We start from the raw sequence: 23,774 nt of genomic DNA on the forward strand, positions 1-23,774 counted from the left end.
GGCGTGGATCTACTGAAACCGCTCTGGTGGGTGCAAAAACCGCTCTGGTGGGTGCAAACCAGCACAAGGTGGGTGCGAACCTTGGTTCGCACGCTTTTGGGCATGCGCGGATGGGCAGCCCGCCCATGACCTTTGGCCATGGGGCCGCGCACCACACAGGCCTAGCATCGGAGGATTCTCCGCTGTTGGAAGCCGCCCGATGAAGACCCGTGCCCTGGTGATGTCCGTGCTGTTCGCGCTGGCGGCCACACCCGCGCTGGCGCAGAGCCCGCCGCCGGCCGATGCCGCTGCGCACGGCCTGCTGCGCATCGACGTGGACGCGCGCGATCTGGCCCGGCGCATCTTCAAGGTGACCGCCACCGTGCCGGCAAAACCCGGCCCGATGACCCTGCTGTACCCGCAGTGGATTCCCGGCAACCATTCGCCCACCGGCCCGATCGACAAGCTCGCTGGCCTGCGCGTCACGGCCAATGGCAGGCCGCTGGCCTGGCAGCGCGACCAGTACAACGTCTATGCGTTCAAGGTCGATGTGCCGGAGGGCGTCAGCGAGATCGTGGCGCAGTTCGATTTCCTGTCCTCGCAGGGCGGCAACCAGGGCCGCGTGGTGATGACGCCGGAAATGCTCAACCTGCAATGGAACGCCAACGCGCTGTATCCGGCCGGGGTCGATGCACGCCATCTGCAGGCCCAGGCCAGCGTGACCCTGCCGAAGGGCTGGAGCTATGCCACCGCGCTCGAAACAGTCCGGCGCGACGGTGACACGGTGGTGTTCAAGCCGATCACTTTCGACCATCTGGTCGATTCGCCGCTGTTCGCCGGTGAGCATTACCAGCGCATCGATCTGGACCCGGGCGCCAAGGCGCCGGTGCACCTGAACGTGTTCGCCGATGAAGCGAAGTCGCTGAAGCCGACCGAGGCACAGATCAAGGCGCACCGCGCCCTGGTGCAGCAGGCTGACCGCTTGTACGGCGCGCGCCACTACGACCATTACGAGTTCCTGCTGGCATTGACCGACCGACTGGGCGGCATCGGGCTGGAGCATCATCGCTCCAGCGAGAACAGCGCTGCGCCGGGCTACTTCACCGAGTGGGATGACTCGGCATGGATGCGTGACCTGCTGCCGCACGAGTACACGCATTCCTGGAACGGCAAGTATCGCCGTGGCGCGGACCTGGCAACCGACAACTTCAACGTTCCGATGGGTGACAGCCTGCTGTGGGTGTACGAAGGCCAGACCCAGTTCTGGGGCCAGGTGCTGGCCGCCCGCTCGGGGTTGTGGTCCACCGATCAGGCGCGCGACATGCTGGCCAATGTTGCGGCGACCTATGATCGCGGTCGCCCGGGACTGGCCTGGCGGCCACTGCAGGACACCACCAACGACCCGACCATCGCCCAGCGGCGCACACTGCCATATCGCAATTACCAGATGAGCGAGGACTATTACTCCGGCGGCCAGATGCTGTGGCTGGAAGTGGAGGGCAGGCTGCGCGCGCTGACCGGAAACCGGCGCAGCCTGGATGATTTTGCCCGTGCCTTCTTTGGCGTAGGCAACGGTGACTGGGACGTCAATCCGTATACGTTCGACGACGTGGTGGCGACCTTGAACGCCATTGCTCCGTACGACTGGGCCGGCTTCCTGCGGCAGCGCCTGGACGGCCACGGATCGCTGACCGGCGGTCTGGAACTGGCCGGCTGGAAGCTGGTCTACCGCGACGCGCCGAACGATGCCTACAAGGCACAGGAAAAACGCGCCAAGGCGGCGCTGCTGGCGTACTCGCTCGGTGCGACGGTGATGGACAGCGGTGTGGTCGGCGACGTGATCTGGGACAGTCCCGCCTTCAACGCAGGCCTGGCGCCGGGCATGAAGGTGATCGCCATCGGTGACCGCGAGTACAGCAGCGAGCGGTTGAAGGACGCGGTTGCCGTTGCCTCCACCAACAAGGCGCCGATCACTCTGCTGGTCAAGCAGTTCGACCGCATCGTGCCGATCCGGATCGACTATCACGGTGGCCTGCAGTATCCGGTGCTGGAGCGCATTCCCGGCCGCCCGGATCAGCTGGCCGAGCTGTGGAAGCCGCGATGAGACCACGCCTGGGCGGCAGTGCGGTCCTGCTGCTGGCGGTGCTGGCCATCGTCGGTGCATTCCTGCCCGGCGAAGGCCGCTGGCTGCACTGGCTGGCAAAGCCGGCAGCGACCCTGCTGATCGCGGCGATGGTATGGCAGGTGCATCCTGCTGGATCGCCATCGTACCGGCGCGCGGTGCTGGCGGGCATGCTGCTCTCGTGCGCAGGCGACATCGCGCTCATGCTGCCGATGGATGCCTTCGTCCCCGGCCTGCTGGCGTTCCTGCTGGCCCACCTCTGCTACATCGTCGCCTTCCGCGATGGTCTGCGCGCGGGTCGTGGGCTGCTCGCCGCCGCCGTGTTGCTGGGCGCAGTCGCCGTGCTCAACGTGATGGGGCTGTGGCCACATCTGCCGGCGCCGATGCGCACCCCGGTGATGGCATACGTGGTGGTGCTCGCGTCGATGGCGGTGTTGGCGCTTGCACGCGTATGGGCGCGCCCCCAAGCGGCGGAGCCGGAACCGTGCAGCGCACGCTGGGCAGCGGCCGGCGCCCTGCTGTTCGTCGCCAGCGATTCACTGCTGGCCTGGGACCGCTTCGGCGGTGGCCTGCCGCTGGCAAGCCTGCTGGTGCTGTCCACCTACTACGCGGCGCAGTACGCGATCGCACGATCAGTGCGCTAGCTACTCGACGTCGCCCGCGTTCTCGCAGGTCCGCTGCCGCGGGCACAGGCGATCCAGCAGTGCCAGTGTTACCCCGTTGCTCCAGCCGAAGCCATCCTGCAGCGGATACTCGCCGCCACCCCCTCCGCCCGCGGAGCCATCGACCACGTACTTCTCCACCAGCTTGCCTTGCCGATCGTAGACGGACTGCACGGTGCGCAGGAAGCGCACTCCCAGCTGCCGCGCCAGGCGCTCCTGGCCGTAGTGCTGCAGGCCATCGACGGCCACCCACTGCAGCGGTGCCCACCCGTTCGGCGCGTCCCACTGCTGGCCGCTGACGAGGGTGGTGGTCAGCAGGCCGCCCTCACGCATCAATTGTGCTTCGGCCGCGTCGGCGCTGCGTCGCGCCTGCTCATCGGTGGCGATCTTCAACCACAACGGATACAGCGCGGCAGCGGTCAGGGCAGGGCGCAGCTGTCCGCTGCGCAGATCATGATCGGCATACCAGCCTTGCGCCGCATCCCACAGCAGGCGATTGATGGCCGTGCGTCGGGCCTCGGCCCGGGCCGAGTAGTCGCGGGCCGATGCGCGGTCGCCGGCCACGCGGCTGGCCCGGGCGATGGTCTGCTCGAGGTGGTACAGCAGACTGTTCAGGTCGACTGGAACGATCGACGTGGTCTGGATGCTGGACAGTGCACTGGGGTCGTCCATCCATCGAGAGCTGAAATCCCAGCCGGATTCGGCGCCGGCGCGAAGGTCGCGGTACACCTGTAAGGGTGCCCGCTGCGGTGCCTGTGCCGCCGTCGCCAGATCGTCCGTCCACGATTCGCTGCGTGGTACCGCGCGCGCATCCCAGTAGCGATTGAGCAGGTCGCCATTGGGCATGCGCACCACGCGCTCGCGTGCCTGGCCGGGCGCAAGGCCATCGGCGCCCCGCATCCAGAAGTCGTGCTCGGTGCGCAGCTGTGTCAGATAGCGGCGGTACGCCTGATCGCCTTCGTGCGCGGCCAGCAGGGTCACCATCAGACTGAAGAACGGCGGCTGCGAGCGGCTCAGGTAGTAACTGCGGTTGCCGTTGGGAATGTGCCCATACTGGTCGAGCTGCCACGCGAAGTTGTCGACCATCGCGCGGACCTGGGGCCAGCGGCCACTGGAGGCCAGTCCCAGCATCGTGAAGTAGCTGTCCCAGTAATACACCTCGCGGAAGCGCCCGCCGGGCACCACATACGCGTGCGGCAACGGCAGCAGCGAGCCATGGGGATCCACCGCCGTGGACTGCCGGGTCAGCACGGGCCACAGGCCTTCGATATGCGCGCGCAGGCTCTGGCCGGCAGGTGAGACGTAGGGCGCAGGCCCACCGGGCAGGTCGAAGGCCCTGTCGACGAAGGCCCGCAGCGTGTAGCCAGGCTGTCGCTGCGCGCGCTGCCAGTCAGCCAGCAGTGCAGCCGGCGACTGCCGCGGCACAGCATCGGCAAAGGTCTTCTGGTCGGGGAACAGATGCGCGCGCTGGACCTGCTGGAAAAGCGGCTGCCAGGCCTGGTCCGGTGGCGCAGGGGTCGAAGCGGGCGAGTCGGCGCATGCCGCGCCGGCACTGAGCAACAGGGCCAGTACGCAGACGACCGGGCGGATCGAAGGACGCATGACGTACCTCACGGTGGGCGTGGCCCCACCCTAGCGCGCCGCCCGTGTCACCCGCGTGTGGATGCCAGCGGCCTCAACGGAACTGCAGGGTCAGCAGGAAATAGCGGCCCAGCGGATCATCCAAACCCGGCAACTGTCCGCCGTTGCCGACCAGATAGTTCACCGGCTGCCGGTCAAGCACGTTGTGCACGTCCAGCGCGGCGATCACCCGCGGCCCCAACCTGCGCGCCATGTGCAGGTTCCAGCGCAGCTGCCGTGGATTCATGCAATGGTTCATCTCGCGCTGGTCATCGGGGCATTCCGCACCGGGCAGCCAGGCGCGCGTGCGTCCCACCTGGTTGCCGCGCAATGCCACGTCCCATGCCGTGTTCTGCCATTGCACGGTGAGGATCGCGGCCATTGCCGGCGTGGCATGGCCGCGAAGATCCACGCTGCCATCCTGCCCTCGTTCGCGGCGCAGCGCCTGCTGTTTCAGCGCGTCCAGTGAGAAAAGCCACTGGCCGGTGTCATCGGTGTCGACGCGGTATTCGCCGCGCATTACCCAATTGCGCGACGTCGTGCGGCCGATGTTGTCGAATGACAGGCGAAGACTGCTCAGGCGCCCTTCGTCATCCAGCTCCCACGTGCTGCGGTTCCATGCCGCGTCGGTGGGCCTCAGGGCAAGGATCTCGTTGCGCAGCTCGACGATGTTGTGGGTCAGTGACAGCGAGAACAGGTCGTTGGGCGTCCACGTGGCTGCCAGCGAATGGCTGCGTGAACGCTCCGCCTTCAGCGCGTCGTTCTCGGCGACCTCCACGTTGACCAGGCAGCTGCCGTCGATCGCGGGCTGTGCGCAGGGCGGCAGGCCCGGCGAGGCCGGCAGCGCGACCAGGCCGAAGTAGCCAGGGGGGCGTCGCTGCTCGAACAGGCTGGGCGCACGGTAGCCTTGTCCGCTGGTCAGCAGGAACGACCAGTGGGGCGTTGGACTCCAACGCAGTCCCGCGCGTGGCGAGAACGCCAGGTAATCGCCATCGCGGTCCCAGCGTGCGGCCACGTCCATGCGCAGCGAGCGGCTGAGCGGCAGGCCGACCTCGGCATAGGTGGCTCCGCTGCGACGTGACAGGCGTCGCTGCTGCTGGGGCAGGCCCAGTGCCAGATCGCCCTGGATCAACAACGGATCGGGCAACGAGGCCCATGCTTCGTAGCGCAGATCGACGCCGGTGGCCAGCTGGGCCGGCCCTCCGGGCAACTGCATCAGCTGCCGCTGCATGCCCCACCAGCCCTGCCACTGGTCAGTGCGTCCACGATTGCGGATCGACGGGAACAGCTGTTGCGCTTTGTCCGCACGCAGCGAGGTGAAGCCGGGAAGGTAGTCCAGTGACTCGGCGGCGTGCAGCAGCGGTTCGGTGCGCACGGTGCCCGGCGTGACCAGGGTGACCTGGCTGCGTTGCGCGCTGATGCCCGCATCCCAGCTGCGTGACTGCTGCTCGCGACCGATACCCAGGGTGATGTCGGCATCGCTGGCGCGCACGTGCGGGCGCACGCTTCCGGCCTCGCGCAGCACGCTGTTGAACGTGATGCCGTACAGGCCGATGGCAACGGCGGTCGGCCCCAGATCGAAACGCTGACGATTGTGACTGCCGCGTGCTTCCAGATAGGCGTAGCGTCCCTCGCCACGCTCGTGCCGGTAACGCAGGTAGGCCGAGGCAGTATCCGACGCGGGCTGCAGCGAGCGCGGCCGCGCGCTGTCGAACCAGCAGCCATCCTCACGCTGCATCAAGGGACCTTCGCAGAGTTCTGCGGGGATGTACGCGCCGTCGTAGAACGCGCCGATCGGATACAACGACGTCTCCGCATGCCACTCGCGGCGATCGCCGGCCACGTGCTCGATGCGATGCAGGTCCAGGCCGGCGAACCAGCGGTCCCCCCCTTCGCGTACGCCGCCGTTGGCGATCTGCAGGCGATTCTGCTGCGCGTCGCCGCGGCTGCTGATGCCCGATTGCACCGTCGCCTCCGGGCCTTCGGCCTGTTCGCGCAGGATGATGTTGACCACACCGGACATCGCGTCGGCACCATAGATGGCTGACGCGCCTCCGCGCACAAGCTCGATGCGCTCGATGAAACTCAGGGGAATGCCGCCCAGATCGGTGAGACCTCCCTGTTCCAGCGACACCATCGGATAGCGTGGCAACCGCCGGCCGTTGACCAGGAACAGCGTCGCACGCGGCCCCATGCCATCCAGGCTGGTGGTGGCTGCAGCGCCCACCGGCAGATACTGCGAATCGCCGCCGCGCGACGTGGTCATCGCCGGGTGGCCGTTCATGCCGGGAAGGTGCCGCAACAGGTCGAACAGGCTGCCGTAGCCACTGCGCAGGATGTCTTCGCGATCGATGATCGTCATCGGCAGCGTCGTCTGCACGGAGGTGCGCGGCAGGCGGCTGCCGGTGACGTGTACCGGTGCCAGTTCCACCTGCGCAGGGGCCAGCGCGACGGGCAGCGGCTTGGGCGACGCCACGGCCGGGGCACGTGCAGGAGGCGCGGCAGAAGCAGCGACGCGGCGGATGACGAACGCCCCCGAGGGTGTGCGCAGGATGTTCACCGGCATCCCGGAGACCAGCTGCTTGAGAGCGATCGCCGGTGCCTGTCGGCCGTCGGCGCCGGGGGTGTGCAGGCCCGTCAGCTCGCGGGCGTCGAATACCAGGGCGATGCCGCTCTGGCGTGCCCATTGCTGCAGTGCCGGTGCCAGCGGGCCGGGTGCGATGTGGTAGTCGACATTGGCGGGTTGCTGGCCGGCGTGGGCCGGCGCGGCGCTGGCAGCGCCGAACATGACCCACAGCAGCCCCCGGAGCAGCCCCCACTGCAGCGCGCCCGGTCCTGCCATCACCGCCTTTCTCCTCAGTAGGTACGCCGCAGTTCCAGCGCGCCATCCGGACGCGCCTGGCCGGCAACGGACCATCCCAGCTCCAGCGCAGACAGCAGTTCCTCTGCGTCGCCTGCACGGAAGGTGCCGCTGACCGCGAGATTGGCGATCTCCGGATCGGCGATCACCATCTGCGTGCGGCCGTAGCGGTTCATGCGTTCGACCACGGTCGCCAGGGGAGTGGCATCGAACACCAGCCGTCCCTGCAGCCAGGCCTCAGCCGCTTCGGTCGAGGCGAGCGCAGGGCCCGGCTGGATCCGTCCGGAGGGCAGTACCTGCAGCTGCTGACCCGGTGCCAGCGTGTGCTGCGCGCTGCCGCTGGTGACCTCCACTGCGCCTTCCAGCAGGGCGACCTCGACATGGCCGTCGCGCAGGCGCTCCACCTGGAAGGTGGTTCCGATATCGCGGATCGAACTATTGCCTGCCTGCACGCGCAGGGCCTTGCGCGACGGTGCCACCTGCAGTTGCAGCCGACCCTGCTCCAGGACCAGTTCCCGATGGCGCCAGCCCATGCGCACGGTCAACGTGGTCCCTGCGTCCAGGATGGCGGAGCTGCCATCGGCCAGCGTCTGTTGGCGGGGAGCAAGGCTGTCGTTGGCATAGATGCGGGGCGTGGGATTGCCATCGGTGGCGACCATCCAGCCCATGCCGATGGCCAGACAGAGCGCCGCCGCAGCAGCGACGCCGGGCAGCCAGCGGCGCCGGGCCGGATGCGCGGCGCGCGCCGCCGCCGTGCGCAGCCAGGGATCCTGGGCCAGGCCCGCACTCTGCTGATAGAGCGTTTCGGCCTGTACCCACGCCTTGACGTGGCGGGTGTCCTCCGCCAGCCAGTCTTCGAAGCGCTCGCGTTCCTCGGGCGTGCAGTCGTGTGCCTCCAGGCGCGCCACCCAGGCGCTGGCGCGCTCGAACACTCCCGCCTCTTCCGTGTGCCGGGTGCTGATCATTCGTTGTCCCTGTCGTTGTGCAGCGGGTGTGGCCCCAGCTCCTGACGCAGGCCCTGCAGTGCACGGGCGATGTGTTTTTCCACGGTCTTGGCGGTGATGCCACAGTGCTGCGCGATCTGCGTGTAGCTCATCCCGGTGATCCGGTTGAGCAGGTACACCTCGCGCGCGCGCTCCGGCAGTTTGAACAGGGCCTGCCGGAGCAGGGCGAGCATCTGCCCGGATTCGGCCTGGCGCAGCGGGTCGGCTGACGTGCTGGAGGGCTCGTCGCTGCCATCGCGCTCGGCCAGCGACAGATGCGGTCTCGCCTGCGGCGAGCGGCCGCGGTCTGCCAGGCGGTTGCGGGCGATACGATACAGCAGCAGGCGCAGCTCCTCGGTGCCGTGCGCGCGATAGCGGATCAACCGTTCCATGCAGTCCTGGGCGATGTCCTCCGCATCCTCCGGGCCCACCCCACGGGTACGCAGGAAAGTGCACAACGGCGCGCGCTCTTCCCTTACGAACGTGATGAAGGCGTCCGGAGGCCCAGGCGGATCCGGTGCGCGATGGATCAGGGGGGACGAAGCGGACAGGGCTGGCCTCGGGCAACGATTGAGAGGGGGCGCCACCGAGTTTTACGCGACGATGACCGGATGGGGAAGAGCCGCCGGCCTGCACGTGTCGATCATGAATTCGTTCACCTTTCACTCGGATGGCCACTGGGGGTGTTACCGCCCTTTCTGCGTTTTTAAATTTGCCGGAGGCTGTATTTCTCCTGTAAAGGCGTTCAAGAGCGCTAACTCAGCCACGGATTTGACTGCCAACTTGATCTGAATCCGTTCATTCTTTTCCATGGCATGCAGCGGGGGAGGGTCTCCCGCTCTGGCGTTTAGCTTCCCGTCCGCGTGTTGCGGGGGGAGAGAGAACGGTATGAAGCAGTCCAAGTTGAGTCTGGCCCTGGCCGGCCTGATAGGTGTTGGCGTCATGGTCAAGGCTGATGACGCCATGGCAATGAACTATCACGTGCAGGGAGACCGCATCTTCCTCAGCGGTGGCGTCACCTTCGCCGACGTCGTTTCGCTGCCGGCGCTGCTGGCCAAGGCGCAGGCCGAGGGGCGGCCGATCCGGGAGGTGGTGCTGCGCACCTCCAACGGTGGCGCGCTGATTGCCGGCGAGTGGCTGCAGGGGGTGATCCGCACGTCCGGCCTGAACACCATCGTATCGGGCCACTGCATCTCGTCCTGCTCGATCATGCAGTCCGGGGGCGTGGAGCGCTATCTTGCCGGTGATCTGCCGATTGTCGATTCGGTGGAGATCCATGCGGCCAACAACGGCAGCAATGTGATCTACGAGCCGTCGCCGCGCATGACCCAGATCTACACCGGCAACTATGGCGGCGGCATGGATGCTGGGCTGCTGCACAAGGCGATGTACGAAGTGGTCAAGCCCAACGGCCTGCTGGTGTTCCGCGATCCTGCGCGCACCCCCGGTACGTCGGTCACGTTCGATCCGGATGGCAGCGGCAGCGCGCTGGAGTCGTTCCCTGGGCAGGACATTCACAGCAACCGGATCATCACCGCAACCGGCTATCGTGATCCGGGCGATACGTTGAATGTCATTGCGGACGTCACCGGTGACATCAATCCGGGCTACCTGCGGACGGGACGCCAGCTGCAGACGTTCGTCGATGATGATTTCGCGCGCTGGAGCACCGATCGACCGTCGGCGTACTTTTCCTACGCACTGACCATCTACAACCTTTCCAGCACGGGTCCGCAGGGCATCGGCGCTGGTTCGGTGCAGGATTATCTGAGCGATCCCGGCGTGCAGGCCCTGCTGCTGTCCAAGCTTCGGCTGGGCGATCTGGGCGCGTCCACGCTGGACGATTCGATGGGCGTGATCCGGATTGCCAATGGCGCTGTCTGGCGCTCGTCCGCAACCACCGGTGCGGACTTCATGCTGGTCGACAATGGCACCATCGCCCTGGAAGGTGGCGCCCTGCGTGCCCCGGAAGTGCGTGTGCTCGGTGCGGGCATGCTGGTCGGCCACGGCGACGTGGCGGGCACCGCGATGGACAGCACTGCATTGCTGGGTGGCACCGGCCCGTCCTGGCGCGAGGATGGCTTCAACCGCCTGCGCGTGTTCGGCACGCTGATGCCGCGCGGAGGTGATCTGGTCACCCATGGCTACGTCAACGTCATGCCCGGCGGCAAAGTGCTGTTCGACGTGACCGAGAGCGGCGGCAGTGCCGGTGGTCGCGTGCGCGTGGGTAATTTCTTCGACCCGTCCACCAACAAAGTGCTCGATGGCGCGCTGGTGATCTCCAAGGGCGCCTTCCTTGAACTGAACGTGGCGCAGGGCTATTACAGCAAGGACTTCCGTCGCGATCTGGTTGAAGGCCCGATCTACCAGGATGGCTTCCAGGAGGTCGTGCGGCTGGGCGACACTGGCTACAGCGCCAGCATCAGCGGCGGTGAGGTGTTCCGTCCGCGCCACAACTCGCTGTTGAGTTTCAATGTCAGGCAGACGGCCGACGGTCTGTGGCTGACCGCCAACCCGGGCTTCGACCAGTGGGATCTGTTCGCCAACGGCCCGTCCGGTGATGACCTGGGGCGTGTGCTGGGAGCTGCATCCGATCGCCATGACAGTGGCCTGAAGCCGCTGCTGGGCGCACTGCAGTTTGCCGACCGCGACGTGGTCGCGCAGCAGGCCGGTGCGCTGCGTGGCGATGCGCACGCCACCCTGCGCCTGGCCGACAACGCCCTGCTGGGCAGCATCGGCAACGTGGTCCAGCAGCATCAGGCGGCGATGCGCAGTGCCGGTGGCGATGCCGATGGCCTGGCCGCGCAGGTCGCGCAGTCGATGTCGGCACAGCCGGGCATGCGCCATGGCACCCTGTTCAACCAGCTGGCAATGCATCTGGTCGAGCCGACGGCAGCAGGTGCGGGGGCCAGCGGTGATGGCCAGCGTGGCCACGGACTTTGGGCACGTGGCTTCGCCAGCCATGGCCGCATCGATGCCGATGCCGGCGTGGCCGGGATGAGCCATACCGTGGGCGGCATCGTGGTCGGTGCCGATGCGCGCCTGGCCGATGACCGTGTCGGCCTGGGCGTAAGCGTGGCGGCCGCGGACATGTCGACCAAGGCCCGTGGCGCCTCCCGCTTCACCGGCGACGTGCGTGCGCTGGATGTGGGCGGTTACCTGGACGCGATCTACTCACGCGGCTACCTGTCCGCGGCGGTGCGCTACACCGACCTGCGCCACGACACCCGGCGCAGCATCGCCGGCATCGAGGGCCTGCAGGACCCGCTGCGTGCGAAGTACAGCAACGATGCGATCTCCGCGCGGGTGGAACATGCGTTCTCCTTCACCCGCGGCAAGGGCGTGGTGATCCAGCCGCTGCTGCCGGTGGTGGACTACGCGCGCACCTCCGCGACGCGGTTCAACGAAGGGCAGGGCGTGGCGGCGCTGGCCGGGCGTGGCGGCAGCCTGGAGAGCATCCGGGTCGGTGCAGGCCTGCAGCTGTTCAAGACCTTCGAGGGCAACAACGGCGAGCGCATCACCCCGCGGGCGCGGGTGGTGTGGCAGAAGGAGCTGGGGGATACGCAGGCCCGTTACAGCACCGTCTTTGCGGCGGCGCCGGACCTGGTGTTCGGCAGCGACAGCCAGACGGTGGGCGAGCAGGTGCTGAGCTGGAACCTGGGTGTGACCAGCCGGGCCAGCGAGCGGCTGTCGGTGATGGTCGACTATGTGGGCGAGCGCCGCGACGGCCAGCTGCAGAATGGTGTGCAGCTGGGCCTGGGTTACCGGTTCTGAGTGGCCGGCGGCACCGGCGATGCCCGCATCGCCGGTGCCATCCCAGGACGCACGCTGCTGCGGTATGGTTCGGCATGGAATTCCACCCAGGCCCCTCCATGCAGATCGCAGTCTTCAGCGCCCGGCCCTATGATCGCCGCTTTCTTGACGAGGCCAATCAACGCGGCGCCGCAGAACAGGATTTCGCGTTCATCTACTTCGATGCCGCGCTCGACCTGCATACCGCCACGCTGGCACAGGGCTGCGACGCCGTCTGCGTGTTCGTCAATGATCGTCTTGATGCCCCTGTGCTGCAGGCCCTGCACGCGCAAGGCGTACGTGCCGTGCTGCTGCGGTGCGCCGGCTTCAACAACGTCGATCTCGCCGCTGCGACGTCGCTGGGCCTGTTCGTCGCGCGCGTGCCGGCCTACTCACCTGAGGCCGTCGCCGAGCATGCCCTGGCCCTGGTGATGACCCTCAACCGGCAGACGCATCGCGCCTACAACCGCGTACGCGAAGGCAACTTCATGCTCGATGGCCTGCTTGGGCACACCCTGCATGGCCGCACCGTCGGCATCGTCGGCACCGGCAAGATCGGTGTGGCGACGGCGCGCATCTTCAAGGGCCTGGGCTGCACGGTGCTGGGCCATGATCCCTATCCATCGGCATCCTTCGCCGGGCTGGGAGAAAACGTGGCTCTGGCCGAGCTGCTGTCCCGCGCCGACATCGTGTCGCTGCACTGCCCATTGACGGCGGACACCCATCACCTGATCAACGATGCGTCGCTGGCGCAGATGAAGGCGGGCGCCATGCTGGTCAACACCTCGCGTGGCGGTCTGGTCGACACCCATGCGGTCATCCGCGCGCTGAAATCACGCCGGCTGGGCCACCTGGCCATCGACGTGTACGAGCAGGAAAGCGCGCTGTTCTTCCAGGATCTCTCCGGGGAAATCATCGACGATGAAGCATTCCAGCGCCTGATGACCTTCCCCAACGTACTGGTGACCGGCCATCAGGGCTTCTTCACCGTGGAGGCCCTGCAGGAGATCTCGGCGATCACGCTGGGCAACCTGGCGGATTTCGCGGCCGGGCGGGCGTGCGCGAACCGGGTGGAGGCAGGCTGACCGAGGGTGGATTGACCACCGGGCAGGGGAGCCCGTAAAATCCCGTGCTCGGCCGGAATAGCTCAGTTGGTAGAGCGGCGCATTCGTAATGCGTAGGTCGCAGGTTCGACTCCTGTTTCCGGCACCATGTTTGATGAAAAGCCCCGGCCCTGGTCGGGGCTTTTTTGTGTCTGGTAGCGCCGGGCCATGCCCGGCGGAATGCGAGTTCCCGGCAGTGCCAACCCATGGCGGGCAGCCGCAATTTCCGAGTCTCGCGGCCTACTCGTCCCTCCGGCTTCCCGAGCGCTTGGCTCCTCGCACAGTTCCTGACGTGGCAACCGCAGCCGGTCATTCCTGTGCTATGAATACCCAGCCTTGCTTCAAGGCTCTTTCAGGGATTGGAAGGATGCGCAGGTTCGGGGGAACTGCGGGCGGTGTGTCGACCCGCTTCAGGGGGTTTGAAGATCGAATTCGGAAGCTGGGGGCATTCGGCGCCTGGCTGTGCTGCGTGCTGCTGCTCGGCCTTGGCGTGTCGCCAGCCGCAATTGCCCAGACGACGGTGACGTACATCCACACGGACGCGCTGGGCTCGGTCGTGGCCGAGAGCGATGCCAACGGCAACGTGATCAAGCGCTATGACTACGAGCCTTACGGTGCTGTGGTCGGTGGTCAGGTCACGGATGGCCCGGGGTATACCGGGCATGTGAGCGACTCGGCCACCGGGCTGAGTTACATGCAGCAGCGGTACATGGATCCGCAGTTGGGGGTGTTCCTGTCGGTGGATCCGGTGACAGCGTATGAGCAGCCGGTTGGGCAGTTCAATCGGTATCGGTATGCGAACGGGAATCCGTACAAGTTCACTGATCCTGATGGACGGCAGGCGATTCCGATGCCGGCCCCTTACATCCTTCCCATCCCGGTTCCCCACCCCGGTGGAAACATCCAGCGCAGTGAGGATACATCCGGGGGGAATCGCGAGAGCGGGCCAAGTGGAAGGCCAACTTCGAGGCCCACTGAACGTCCCGCAGGTCGGGATACAGTGCGGCGGGGGCGAGATGGGCAGCCTATTCCTGGAAGCAGGGGCGAATCGGGACGATCGCCATCGCCATTCATCCCGAGTGATCCATATTCACCTGAGAGTACAAGTGGGCGTCAGTCTGAAACGAGAAGAAATGAAGGCGCTTCAAGTAGCGATCCCGACTCGGTGATTCCTGACCGTGGGCCCGGAAGTGATCAAGGAGGGCATGCGAGCAGGGGAAGGACTCCACACGATACCGGAGAAAGAAATGTCAATAGAAACGAGGAGCATTCTCGCCGACCCAAGGGAAATCCAACAGGGAGGTCTCGATGACTGATCGTAGATGGTCGCTGCCCTCAAATCGAGGAATGGAGAATCTCGAGTGTGAAGTTGTGGAGAGCACAGATCGCGAAATGGTCTGTCGCTTCACGCTGGTTGGCGAGTACTGGAATCGAGCGCCAGAGGGGGGGCGGGAGGCAACTGAGGATTTTCGCGTTGTGCTTCCGCAAGTCATCGTGGCGCGAGACGCATTGGAAGGGCTTAGGCAGTCTTTTGTAGACTGGCTGGATGACGGTGGATCATTCTCGCGCGCGCTCCAGCCTGCAGATGGAGGTGGGCAGGTGCTTGAGGTCGGCTTGGGAGATGATCCGCGCTTTGTTCGATCCACGAATAAAGCTGTGTTTACTTTTAGCTACTTCTCCGGTCTGGTGGTGACAGCCAGTTTCAGCTTCATGGTCGACCAGTCCTGTGTCCGTATGGCCATCGACGGATTAACTGACTGCCTTCGCAATAAGGTCACGAAGTTCCGCCCATGACCATGACGCTTGGTCGACATGGTTGCACGGCGCAATTGACTGGTTGGGAGAGGTCGATCGTAATGCGTAGGTCGCAGGTTCGACTCCTGTTTCCGGCACCCGTTGCATGAAGTGCCCCGGACCGGGTCGGGGCTTTTTTCCTGCTGTGGTAGCGTCGGGCAGTGCCCGGCGGAATGCGGATTGGTTGGCAGCCCGGGAGCGCCTCCTGCTGTTGATTGATCCGGCCCCTCCCGAGGCTTCCGGGCGCTCGGTGGCTGCCGCGCGGGCTGGTGCCTCTGGCGTCAATGCTGCAGTCCCGTCATCCAGGCCCCGGTTCTGTGTTATGAATACCCAGCCTTCCTTCAAGGCTCTTTCAGGGATTGGAAGGATGTGCAGGTTCGGGGGAACTGCAGGCGTTGTGTTGATCCGCTTCAGGGGATTTGAAGATCGAATCCGGACGCTGGCTGCGGCGGGCCGCTGGCTGCGCTGTGTGCTGCCGACTGACCTCGGCTGTCGCCGTTCGTGCTTGCCCAGACGGCGCTCGTACATCCTACCGATGCCGTTGGCTCGGCCGTCGTCGAGAGCGCCTGCTCGATCTTCCCGCTATTGGCACCACATAGCTGGCGGCGCTGCTGGGGTGTTCGCGATCCGTATCTGTTAGTGCAATCTTGCTCCGTGACCCTGGGAGTCCGGGTCACGAGTCGGGGTCAGAATTTTTCGAGTAAGCATGCCCGCGCTGACGCCGACCCTGGGCCGGGGGCGTATCGGTGCGAGCGGGAAGGCCGTGCGGTTCTGTTTGCAACCGCGGGCGCAGCGTAACTGAAGTCTGGAAGTGGGATCACAATTCTCGATCAAGGGATTAGGGGGACAGGGATGGAAACAGTTGCAAAGAAGAGTGGTCGCCTGGTACTCGAGTCCATCAGCGCGGCTTTCCTGATTCTGTGGATGGCAGGCGCGGCACAGGCGCAGCAGGCGGTGCAGCAGCCCTACCAGGAGTACGACAAAAAGCTGCGCTCGGCGGAACTGGTTGGCCCACTCACGTCTGATCTGTTCGGGGACTCGGTGAACGCGTTCGATCGGGCCGCGCACTTCCGGCAAACCGATATCTCGTTGCCGGGCAGCAACGCGTTGCCGGTGGCACTCGCCCGCAGATTCAGCATCCGTCCGATACCGCATCTTGGCCAGGACCCTGAGATCTACGGCGGTGCGGGCGATTGGAACATCGACGTCCCGTACATCTCCGGTGTTTTCGACGCGGATTACGGGTGGACATACCGGGGATCGACCAAGGTTCCACGTTGCAGCGCGAACTTCATTCCCTACACCGAGCTGCCCTTCAGAATCAACGACCTCTGGTCAGGCTACTCGGTGAATCTACCGGGTCATGGTGCCCGGTCCCTGATCGGCAGTCCTCCTGCCAGCTTCCGTCCCGATGCCCGGCGCGCGGACAACTGGAGCTGGACGACCAACGAACTGGACGCGGTGAGCTGCACGCCCATGGTGGCGGGCTATGAAGGTGAGGGCTTCATCCTGCAGACGAAGGATGGAATAAAATACACCTTCAATGTGGGTACGCAGCGTACCGTCGGGCAGATGATGGTCGATTCCTCCATCGGATACATCAAGACACGGATGGAGGTCTATCTGCTCGCAAGCCGAATCGAAGATCGATTCGGGAACAGTGTCAGCATCAGCTACAACGCGAGCGGGCATCCGACCAGTATCGCCGGTAGCGACGGTCGTCTTATCACACTGAACTACAGCGGTTCGAAGCTGCAGAGTGCTTCGGCGAACGGGCGTACGTGGAACTACGGATATGCGGGGGCTGCACTGCAGCGGGTCACCCAACCGGATGGCTCGTCCTGGGAGATCGAGCACCTGGACAATAATCGCATCGCCTATGAAAACTGGACGGAGGACCCCGGCCAAGGGTGCGGCGGCGTCGCGCCCCTGCGTGAGAAGGTGTACCGGCTTCGCATCAAGCATCCATCCGGTGCCGTCGGCAACTTCAGATTCGATCATCAACGCCATTACAGGGCCGGCGTCCCTGTGCACTACTGCGCGCCGGAGTCCGCGGGAGAGGGGATTCTGCGTCACGTGCTCGGTGTTCCTTATTACTCCGACCTGCTGGCATTGACCGAGAAGACCATTGACGGCCCGGGGCTGTCTCAGATGCGGTGGACGTATGGCGATTCTGGTGACTTCCAGCCGATGTGGGAGGGGACGGTAACTCCGTGCACGAGCTGCCCGCAGACCAAGGTCGTGAAGATCACACAGCCCGACGGCAGCTGGATCGAAGAGACCTACGGGATCGTCTTCGAGCACAACGAAGGAAAACTGCTCGGGCGCAAGACGGTGGCCGCATCTGGTGTGGTGCTGGAGACGGAGGAGCTCAGTTACGTTTCTTCTGCTGAGGCGGCATCATTTCCGTTCCCCGACCGGTACGGTTGGGCGTGGGGCGGATTCGATGGGACGTCAGCGCTCGTCCGTCCCCTGCGGACGCGGCAGATCCGACGCGATGGCGTAACGATGACCTGGCACGTGGACGCCTTTGACAGCTATGGCCGGCCATCGCGCGTTACGCGGAGCAGTTCACAAGGCGCCAGTCGCACTGATACTACCGGCTACTACAATGACACCAGTGCCTGGATCCTTGGCCAGGTATCCAGTCAGACCAACGACAATACCGGTCTCGTTGAAGTCCAGACGGTCTACAACGCAAAGGCCATGCCTACCGAACAGCGGCGGTTCGGCAAGCTTCTTCAAGCGCTGAGTTACCATGCTGATGGCACTGTGGCCAGCTTTGCCGATGGTCGTGGCAACAGCACGACACTGAGTAGCTGGAAGCGCGGTATCCCACAGTCGATAGGCTTCGCGGATGGCACATCGATGTCGGCAAGTGTCGACGACAATGGTTGGATACGCTCGGTCACCAACGAGCTGGGCTACCAGACGAGCTTCGACTATGACGCGATGGGGAGGCAGACACGCAAGGCATTTGCGGTGGGCGACACCGTGGCGTGGAGCCCGACCACCCAGGTCTTCGAGCGGGTTGACGCTGTCGAGCATGGAATGGCGGGTGGCCACTGGCGACTGACGACAAGTACCGGAAGCCGCAACAAGGTGACGTGGTTCGATGCGATGTGGCGCCCTGCATTGACCCTTGAGCAGGATGCGAACAGCCCCTCCGCGACCGGGCGCTATCAACGATTCACGTATGACCATGCGGGTCGCACGACGTTCCAGTCCTATCCAGCTGCGGGGGCTAGTCCAAGCACCGGTCAGTGGAGCGAGTTCGACGCGCTGGGACGGCCAACGTCAAGTTCAATCGATAGCGAACAGGGTCTGTTGACCACCTTGACGAGCTATCAGTCAGGCATGCGTGTACGTGTCACTGATGCGCGCGGGCAATCAACGATTACCCAGCATCGAGTCTACGACACGCCATCCTATGATCAGGCGGTAGCAATCGAGCACCCGGGTGGCGCTTTCACCGACATCGGGCGTGACCTGTTCGGAAAGCCGACATCGATCAAGCGCCGAAACGCAACCAGCGGCGTGTCGATTACGCGTTCCTACGTTTACAACCCCCAGCAGGAGCTCTGCAAGAGTGTCGAGCCCGAAACTGGCGCGACGGCCATGGGCTACGACGCAGCCGGAAATCTTGCATGGTCCGCGGCCGGGCTGACTCAGAATGCGACCAACACCTGTGATTCGGCTGCAGCGCAAGCCTCAGGCCGCCGTGTCGATCGCACCTACGATGCTCGCAATCGGCTGAAACAGCTCATCTTCGCCGACGGTAGTGGTGACCAGCTGTGGTCATACAACGGCGCCGGTCTTCCGACGCAGGTGGTAACCGGCAATCCGGACGGAAGGCAGGTCATCAATACCTATGACTACGCCAAGCGAGGATTGATCATCAGCGAAACCCTGCAGCAGTCGGGGTCGGGAATCTGGGCGATGGGCTATGGCTACGACGCCAATGGTGCGTTGGCCAGTCTGCAGTATCCCAGTGGTCTGCAGGTGGCGCTGGCTCCAAACGCGCTCGGTCAACCAACCCGGGTTGGGACCTTTGCCACCGGCGTTGCCTACTATCCCAATGGCGCGCTGCGGGCTTTCAGCTACGGCAATGGCATCGCCCACAGCATGGCCCAGAACACTCGCGGACTGCCGTCCCGTGCGATCGATTCTGGAGTTCTGGATACCAGCATTGCCTACGACAAGAACGGCAACGTTGCCAGCATCACGGATGCGATCGAAGCGGCCAAGTCACGGCAGATGCAGTATGACGCCTCCGATCGCCTGACGCAGGCCAGCTCGGCCTCCTTCGGTGGCGACAAAATCTATCGCTTCACGTACGACGTTCTGGACAACCTGCGCAGTGCCAAGCTGGGCGGCATCAAGCAGCACAATTACTGGTACGACGCACGTAACCGCATGACGACCGTGAATCAGGATGACGGGAGTGCCATCATCGGCCTCGACTACGATGTGCAGGGCAACCTTGCCGTGAAGAATGGTGAGGTGTTCCGTTTTGATCTCGGCAATCGCCTGCGTGACGTTGGCGGCCGCGAGACCTATGCATACGATGCTCACGGGCGACGAGTAGGCAGTTACAACGCCTCGGCTGGAGACATCCTCTCCTTCTACGGCAATGATGGAGTGCTGCGTCGACAGCACAACAAGCGCACCGGAAAGGAGCTTGAGTACGTGAGTCTGGGCAGCCATCTGATTGCGCAGGTGGAAACGGCTGTTGTTCTTGTGGCTCCTGTCCTCACTGCCCCAGCCACTGTAGCAACCGGAAGTTACACGGTCAGCTGGAGTTCGATCGGAAACGCGAATCGTTATGAGCTCCGTGTGTCCAGCAGTTCGGGTGCATCCTGGAGCAGCGCCTACGCAGGTCGTGCGCTTTCCTTCGCTGTCTCGGGGGTTGCTAAAGGTCCACGCCACTATCAAGTCCGAGCCTGTCAGGGAAGCGGGTGCGGGGATTGGAGCGGCTCCGTCGTCGTCAACCATGTTCCGGTGCCGGCAGTGGCACCTTCGTTGGCGCTGCCAGCGGTCGGTCTCAGTGGCACCCACACCATAAGCTGGTCGGCCGTGGCGGATGCAAGCCGCTACGTTGTCGAGGAACAGGCCGGCAACGGAGCGTGGGTTGTTGTACACGACGCCGCAGCCCTGAGTGTCACATTGAGTGGAAGGGCGGCCGGTAACTACAGTTATCGAGCGCGGGCCTGCAATGTGTCTGGATGTGGGCCCTATTCGGCCACGCAGGCGATGACCGTGATCTACCCGACGGACACGGCGCCAACTGTCACTGCGCCTGCCAGCAGCTATTCCGGTGCCTTCACCGTAAGCTGGACGCCAGTGGCGGGCAGCGTCCGGTACGAACCCAGGGAGCGGCTTGGGGCGGCGGCCTGGACCAATCTGGCCAGTACTTCTGGGACGTCCGCGGCGATCAGCGGCAAAGCCACGGGCAGTTACGGCTACCAGGTGCGCGCATGCAACTCTGCAGGTTGTGGGCCCTGGTCAAACATCGTTTCGACCACGGTGCTCCTGCCGCCGGCAGGGGCGCCGACCATTTCACTGGCCGGAAACAGCACCACCGGAGCATTCCCTGTGAGCTGGAGCAGCGTTGCCGGCGCTGTGGAGTATCGGCTGGAGGAAAGGCTGGGGACTGGAACCTGGAAGGAGTTGCAGGCGGAAGGAGCGACGCAGCGCAGTGTTTCCGGAAAGACTTCCGGCACCTGGAGCTATCGGGTTCAGGCCTGCAACGCCGGTGGCTGTAGCGCCTGGTCAGCCGAGAAGGCGATCATCGTGCTGCTGGTGCCCGCCGCGCCCGCCGTCACGGCTCCCGCTACCAATAGCTCGGGAGCTTGGACGGTGAGCTGGCTGTCGGTTCTCACAGCATCGTCCTATCAGCTTGAAGAGCGTATTGCGGGAGGAGCATGGGGCAACGTGCAGGATGCTTCCGCACTCAGCAAGGCAGTCAGTGGCAAGCCAAGCGGTTCATATGAGTACCGCGCCCGGGCCTGCAACGCCAGTGGCTGTGGAAACTACTCTGCAACGGTCAAAACGGTCGTGGTCCTGCCTCCATCCGCTGCGCCGGCTTTGGCTGTGCCTGCATCCAGTACGAATGGCGGTTTTACTGTCACATGGACGACGGTTGCCGCGACAACCGAGTACCGACTGGAGGAGCTGACATCCGGGGCGTGGTCGCAGATCCAGAGCGGTGCGGGTACCAGTATCTCGGTCAGCGGACGGGCTAATGGCAGCTACTCGTTCCGGGTAAGAGCCTGTAATACGGGAGGCTGCAGCAGCTACTCAAGCACTGGCATGGTCACGGTTCTGCTCCCGCCTCAGAGCGCTCCAACGCTGAATGCTCCGGCCTCGGCGACGGCGGCATATACGGTCAGCTGGTCAGCGGTGAGCGGCGCGACACGCTACAGTCTGCAGCAGAGCGTGAACGGCGCTGCGTGGGCAGGAGCTGGCGATCACTCCGGTACAAGCGCTTCGTTGAATCCCGGCGCACCCGGCAGCTATGCCTATCGCGCGTCCGCATGCAACAGCAGCGGGTGTAGTGCCTGGTCTGCGACAAGGACGGTCAATGTGATACGTCCGCCGTCGACCCCTACGATCACCTATGCACATCATCACTGGTACTACGCCGGACCGCACGACAGCGAGTTCGCAAACTGCAGTGTCAGCTGGACTGCCTCGAGCGGTGCGGAGCGGTACGAACTCCATGCAGGCGATGGCACGACCGTGTATGGCCAGATGTATTCCGGGCCACTCAACGAGATCCAGGGGGAGAGCTACTCGATTGCATACTGCACCAGTCCCTATGTAGTGCGGGCATGCAATGCCGCTGGCTGCTCAGGCTGGTCGTCACCTTTCGAGCCCACGGTTGAGCGGGATCCGAAGCCGGAAAACCCGGGCGATCCGCCCCTCTGAACGGAGAGCACACCATGTCCGGGATGATCAGGCGCATCTGTCCGTTGTTGTTGCTTGCCGTCGTGGCGCTGGTGTTCGATGCCGCTGCACAGACGGTCACCTACGTCCACACTGATGTCCTCGGCTCGGTCGTGGCCGAGAGCGATGCCAACGGCAGCGTCATCAAGCGCCATGTCTACGAGCCATACGGGGCGGTGGTGGGCGGGCAGGTCGGCGATGGGCCTGGGTACACGGGGCATGTGAGCGATTCGTCGACCGGACTGAGCTACATGCAGCAGCGGTACATGGACCCGCAGCTTGGGGTGTTCCTGTCGGTGGATCCGGTGACGGCGTATGAGCAGCCGGTTGGGCAGTTCAATCGGTATCGGTATGCGAACGGCAATCCGTACAAGTTCACTGATCCTGATGGAAGGCAGAGTCTGCCGCGCTCGGTTTACGAGACCGACTGGACGAAGCCTGAAACCAGGCAGGCGTTCCGTGAAGCTGCCTCCATGGTCGCAGACTTCACCCCCATTGTTGGCGACATAAAGGGCGGCGTAGATGCTGCTCAGGATCCATCTGTCGTCAACATAGTTGCCGCAGTAGTTGGGCTTGTCCCCGTAGTAGGGGATGGGGCTGGGAAGCTGATAAAAGGCGCCGACAATATAGCGGATGGAGTTAGGTTGAATAAGCAACTTGGCAGCGAGCAGCAGCTTGGCGAGCTGATATCAGGGCAAGGGGACATCATTGCTGGCGGCCCTAGTGAAGTGGTGCTGCGGGATTCGGCGCGTCTTAGTGCTGTGCACGGAGGGCAGGCGTCAGATTGGACCAAGGTGTCAAGCTCTTCTCATAAGGCGCCAGATGGTCAGCAGTTTTCCACCCACGCATATCGGAATCAGTCGAGCGGGCAGGTTGTTGAGCCAAAAACAAAGCTCATTGAAGAGGGGAAGTAGCTCAATGCGAGTTAAAGTTATCGATGAATGGGAGAGCGTTCTCGCTGGTCTCGGCGCAGAGGGTAAGCTAAAGCCTCGATTGTCCGTGACTCGCGGGAGGGAGTACACGGTTTATGGGCTTAGCCTGCATGAAGCCTCATCTGTGTATCGGGCTGGCGTACTTACTTGTCAGCTGGTCAGCGATCATGGGAATCTGATTTTTGCGCCGGTTGATATATTCTCAGTGACTGATGGAAGACTCCCGGACTGTTGGAGGATTGAAATTCGTGGTGGCAGCGTCCTTATCTGGCCAGATATTTTCTACAGAGAGTTCTTCTTCGAAGATCTGTCAGATGGCGTTCCGGAGTGCGTCGCAGCCTTCCGACATCTGCAGTCGCAGCTGGAAGATGCGGGCTGAATGAATTGTCTGAAATAGAAAAGGGAAGGGAAGGACATCGATACAAAGGCTAACGGGACACGTTGGTCGCGGACGATCCGCATCCAGACATCGCCTCGCATCCTGGCGTAAGTTGGGTCCATCGCCGCTTACGGACAATTCTCCCGATGTTGTCCGCTCTCACCAAAAGCATCGTTCTCGCGGCTGGGCCAAGGATAGACCTGCGAGCTCAGGGGCGCTCAGGTTAGGTTCGTGGCCTGATCCTGCGAGTGCAGACCTCTGGCCACAAGGCTTGGATCTTCACCTGGGCGCAAGGGAAGCGCCGCACCTTGGGCTCCGTCGAACGCCTGACGCTTGAACAAGCTGCGACCAGGCTCGGCAAGCTGATGCGTAGATCGCAGGGCTCTTGTTTCTGATGCCCGCTGTAATGAAGATCCCTGGCCCCGGTCGGGGATTTCTGTTTTGTGGTGCTGGTGGTGCGGGCCCAGGCCCGACGGCCGTGGTGGCTGGCAGCCGCGGCCACCAAGGCCGCGCCGGGAGCCTGCCGACACGCCTCGCTGCGATGTGGCGCGATTCGCCGCCCGACTGGGGGTGAGGGCGACCTTCGGCCGTTAGTGCTTC

The 23,774-nt window shown here is 64.3% G+C and carries 13 protein-coding genes and 1 tRNA gene; 10 read left to right on the forward strand and 4 right to left on the reverse strand.

The features are described from left to right. Window positions 1–199: 199 nt before the first annotated feature. Together ACZLIF_RS05825 and ACZLIF_RS05830 are read left to right on the forward strand one after the other, a co-directional pair. Window positions 200–2,083 carry a M61 family metallopeptidase gene (locus ACZLIF_RS05825; RefSeq protein WP_128989415.1) on the forward strand — a complete coding sequence of 628 codons (1,884 nt, stop codon included), beginning with the start codon at window positions 200–202 and terminating at the stop codon, window positions 2,081–2,083. After that, entirely contained in the window at window positions 2,080–2,745 is a 666-nt protein-coding gene (locus ACZLIF_RS05830) for a lysoplasmalogenase (protein ID WP_128989417.1), read from the forward strand. The genes ACZLIF_RS05825 and ACZLIF_RS05830 overlap by 4 nt, the downstream gene beginning before the upstream one ends. Here ACZLIF_RS05830 and treA read toward each other — a convergent pair whose 3' ends face one another. The 4 genes from treA to ACZLIF_RS05850 form a co-directional block, all read right to left on the reverse strand. Further along, window positions 2,746–4,365 carry an alpha,alpha-trehalase TreA gene (gene treA, locus ACZLIF_RS05835; protein WP_128989418.1) on the reverse strand — a complete coding sequence of 540 codons (1,620 nt, stop codon included), beginning with the start codon at window positions 4,363–4,365 and terminating at the stop codon, window positions 2,746–2,748. It abuts the gene before it with no gap. Window positions 4,366–4,438: 73 nt separating this feature from the next. Then, on the reverse strand, window positions 4,439–7,225 hold the full coding sequence (locus ACZLIF_RS05840; RefSeq protein WP_128989420.1) for a TonB-dependent receptor plug domain-containing protein: 2,787 nt from the start codon (window positions 7,223–7,225) through the stop codon (window positions 4,439–4,441). Window positions 7,226–7,239: 14 nt separating this feature from the next. Next, window positions 7,240–8,208, reverse strand: a complete 969-nt coding sequence (locus ACZLIF_RS05845) for a FecR family protein (RefSeq protein ID WP_128989422.1) — start codon at window positions 8,206–8,208, stop codon at window positions 7,240–7,242. Next, a complete protein-coding gene (locus ACZLIF_RS05850; protein ID WP_229765781.1) occupies window positions 8,205–8,684 on the reverse strand; it encodes an RNA polymerase sigma factor in 480 nt (159 codons plus the stop codon). The genes ACZLIF_RS05845 and ACZLIF_RS05850 overlap by 4 nt, the downstream gene beginning before the upstream one ends. A 430-nt stretch (window positions 8,685–9,114) precedes the next feature. Between ACZLIF_RS05850 and ACZLIF_RS05855 the strand changes: the two genes are divergently transcribed. From ACZLIF_RS05855 to ACZLIF_RS05890, 8 genes are all read left to right on the forward strand, one after another. Next, complete coding sequence (locus ACZLIF_RS05855; RefSeq protein ID WP_128989424.1) at window positions 9,115–12,000, forward strand: autotransporter outer membrane beta-barrel domain-containing protein; 2,886 nt, start codon at window positions 9,115–9,117, stop codon at window positions 11,998–12,000. Window positions 12,001–12,098: 98 nt separating this feature from the next. Beyond that, complete coding sequence (locus tag ACZLIF_RS05860) at window positions 12,099–13,103, forward strand: 2-hydroxyacid dehydrogenase (protein ID WP_128989426.1); 1,005 nt, start codon at window positions 12,099–12,101, stop codon at window positions 13,101–13,103. A gap of 51 nt (window positions 13,104–13,154) precedes the next feature. Next, a tRNA-Thr gene (locus tag ACZLIF_RS05865) sits at window positions 13,155–13,230 on the forward strand. A 258-nt stretch (window positions 13,231–13,488) separates the two neighbouring features. Next, on the forward strand, window positions 13,489–14,433 hold the full coding sequence (locus ACZLIF_RS05870) for an RHS repeat-associated core domain-containing protein (RefSeq protein ID WP_343132737.1): 945 nt from the start codon (window positions 13,489–13,491) through the stop codon (window positions 14,431–14,433). After that, window positions 14,430–14,915 carry a hypothetical protein gene (locus tag ACZLIF_RS05875; RefSeq protein ID WP_128989428.1) on the forward strand — a complete coding sequence of 162 codons (486 nt, stop codon included), beginning with the start codon at window positions 14,430–14,432 and terminating at the stop codon, window positions 14,913–14,915. Before ACZLIF_RS05870 ends, ACZLIF_RS05875 begins: the two co-directional genes overlap by 4 nt. Before the next feature lie 852 nt (window positions 14,916–15,767). Continuing rightward, window positions 15,768–21,845, forward strand: coding sequence for an RHS repeat protein (locus ACZLIF_RS05880; protein ID WP_128989430.1), 6,078 nt, complete (start codon window positions 15,768–15,770; stop codon window positions 21,843–21,845). A gap of 14 nt (window positions 21,846–21,859) precedes the next feature. After that, window positions 21,860–22,777, forward strand: a complete 918-nt coding sequence (locus tag ACZLIF_RS05885; protein WP_241685979.1) for an RHS repeat domain-containing protein — start codon at window positions 21,860–21,862, stop codon at window positions 22,775–22,777. Window positions 22,778–23,422: 645 nt separating this feature from the next. Further along, window positions 23,423–23,569: a hypothetical protein gene (locus ACZLIF_RS05890; protein WP_478462409.1), complete on the forward strand. Its 147-nt coding sequence runs from the start codon at window positions 23,423–23,425 to the stop codon at window positions 23,567–23,569. The last annotated feature ends 205 nt before the right edge of the window (window positions 23,570–23,774 follow it).

This window comes from Stenotrophomonas sp. 2201_Sma (genome assembly GCF_056486685.1).

Coding starts and splice junctions, on each gene's coding strand:
- ACZLIF_RS05825 (WP_128989415.1), top strand. CDS start 200: ATGAAGACCCGTGCCCTGGTGATGTCCGTGCTGTTCGCGCTGGCGGCC.
- ACZLIF_RS05830 (WP_128989417.1), top strand. CDS start 2,080: ATGAGACCACGCCTGGGCGGCAGTGCGGTCCTGCTGCTGGCGGTGCTG.
- treA (WP_128989418.1), bottom strand. CDS start 4,365: ATGCGTCCTTCGATCCGCCCGGTCGTCTGCGTACTGGCCCTGTTGCTC.
- ACZLIF_RS05840 (WP_128989420.1), bottom strand. CDS start 7,225: ATGGCAGGACCGGGCGCGCTGCAGTGGGGGCTGCTCCGGGGGCTGCTG.
- ACZLIF_RS05845 (WP_128989422.1), bottom strand. CDS start 8,208: ATGATCAGCACCCGGCACACGGAAGAGGCGGGAGTGTTCGAGCGCGCC.
- ACZLIF_RS05855 (WP_128989424.1), top strand. CDS start 9,115: ATGAAGCAGTCCAAGTTGAGTCTGGCCCTGGCCGGCCTGATAGGTGTT.
- ACZLIF_RS05860 (WP_128989426.1), top strand. CDS start 12,099: ATGCAGATCGCAGTCTTCAGCGCCCGGCCCTATGATCGCCGCTTTCTT.
- ACZLIF_RS05870 (WP_343132737.1), top strand. CDS start 13,489: ATGCGCAGGTTCGGGGGAACTGCGGGCGGTGTGTCGACCCGCTTCAGG.
- ACZLIF_RS05875 (WP_128989428.1), top strand. CDS start 14,430: ATGACTGATCGTAGATGGTCGCTGCCCTCAAATCGAGGAATGGAGAAT.
- ACZLIF_RS05880 (WP_128989430.1), top strand. CDS start 15,768: ATGGAAACAGTTGCAAAGAAGAGTGGTCGCCTGGTACTCGAGTCCATC.
- ACZLIF_RS05885 (WP_241685979.1), top strand. CDS start 21,860: ATGTCCGGGATGATCAGGCGCATCTGTCCGTTGTTGTTGCTTGCCGTC.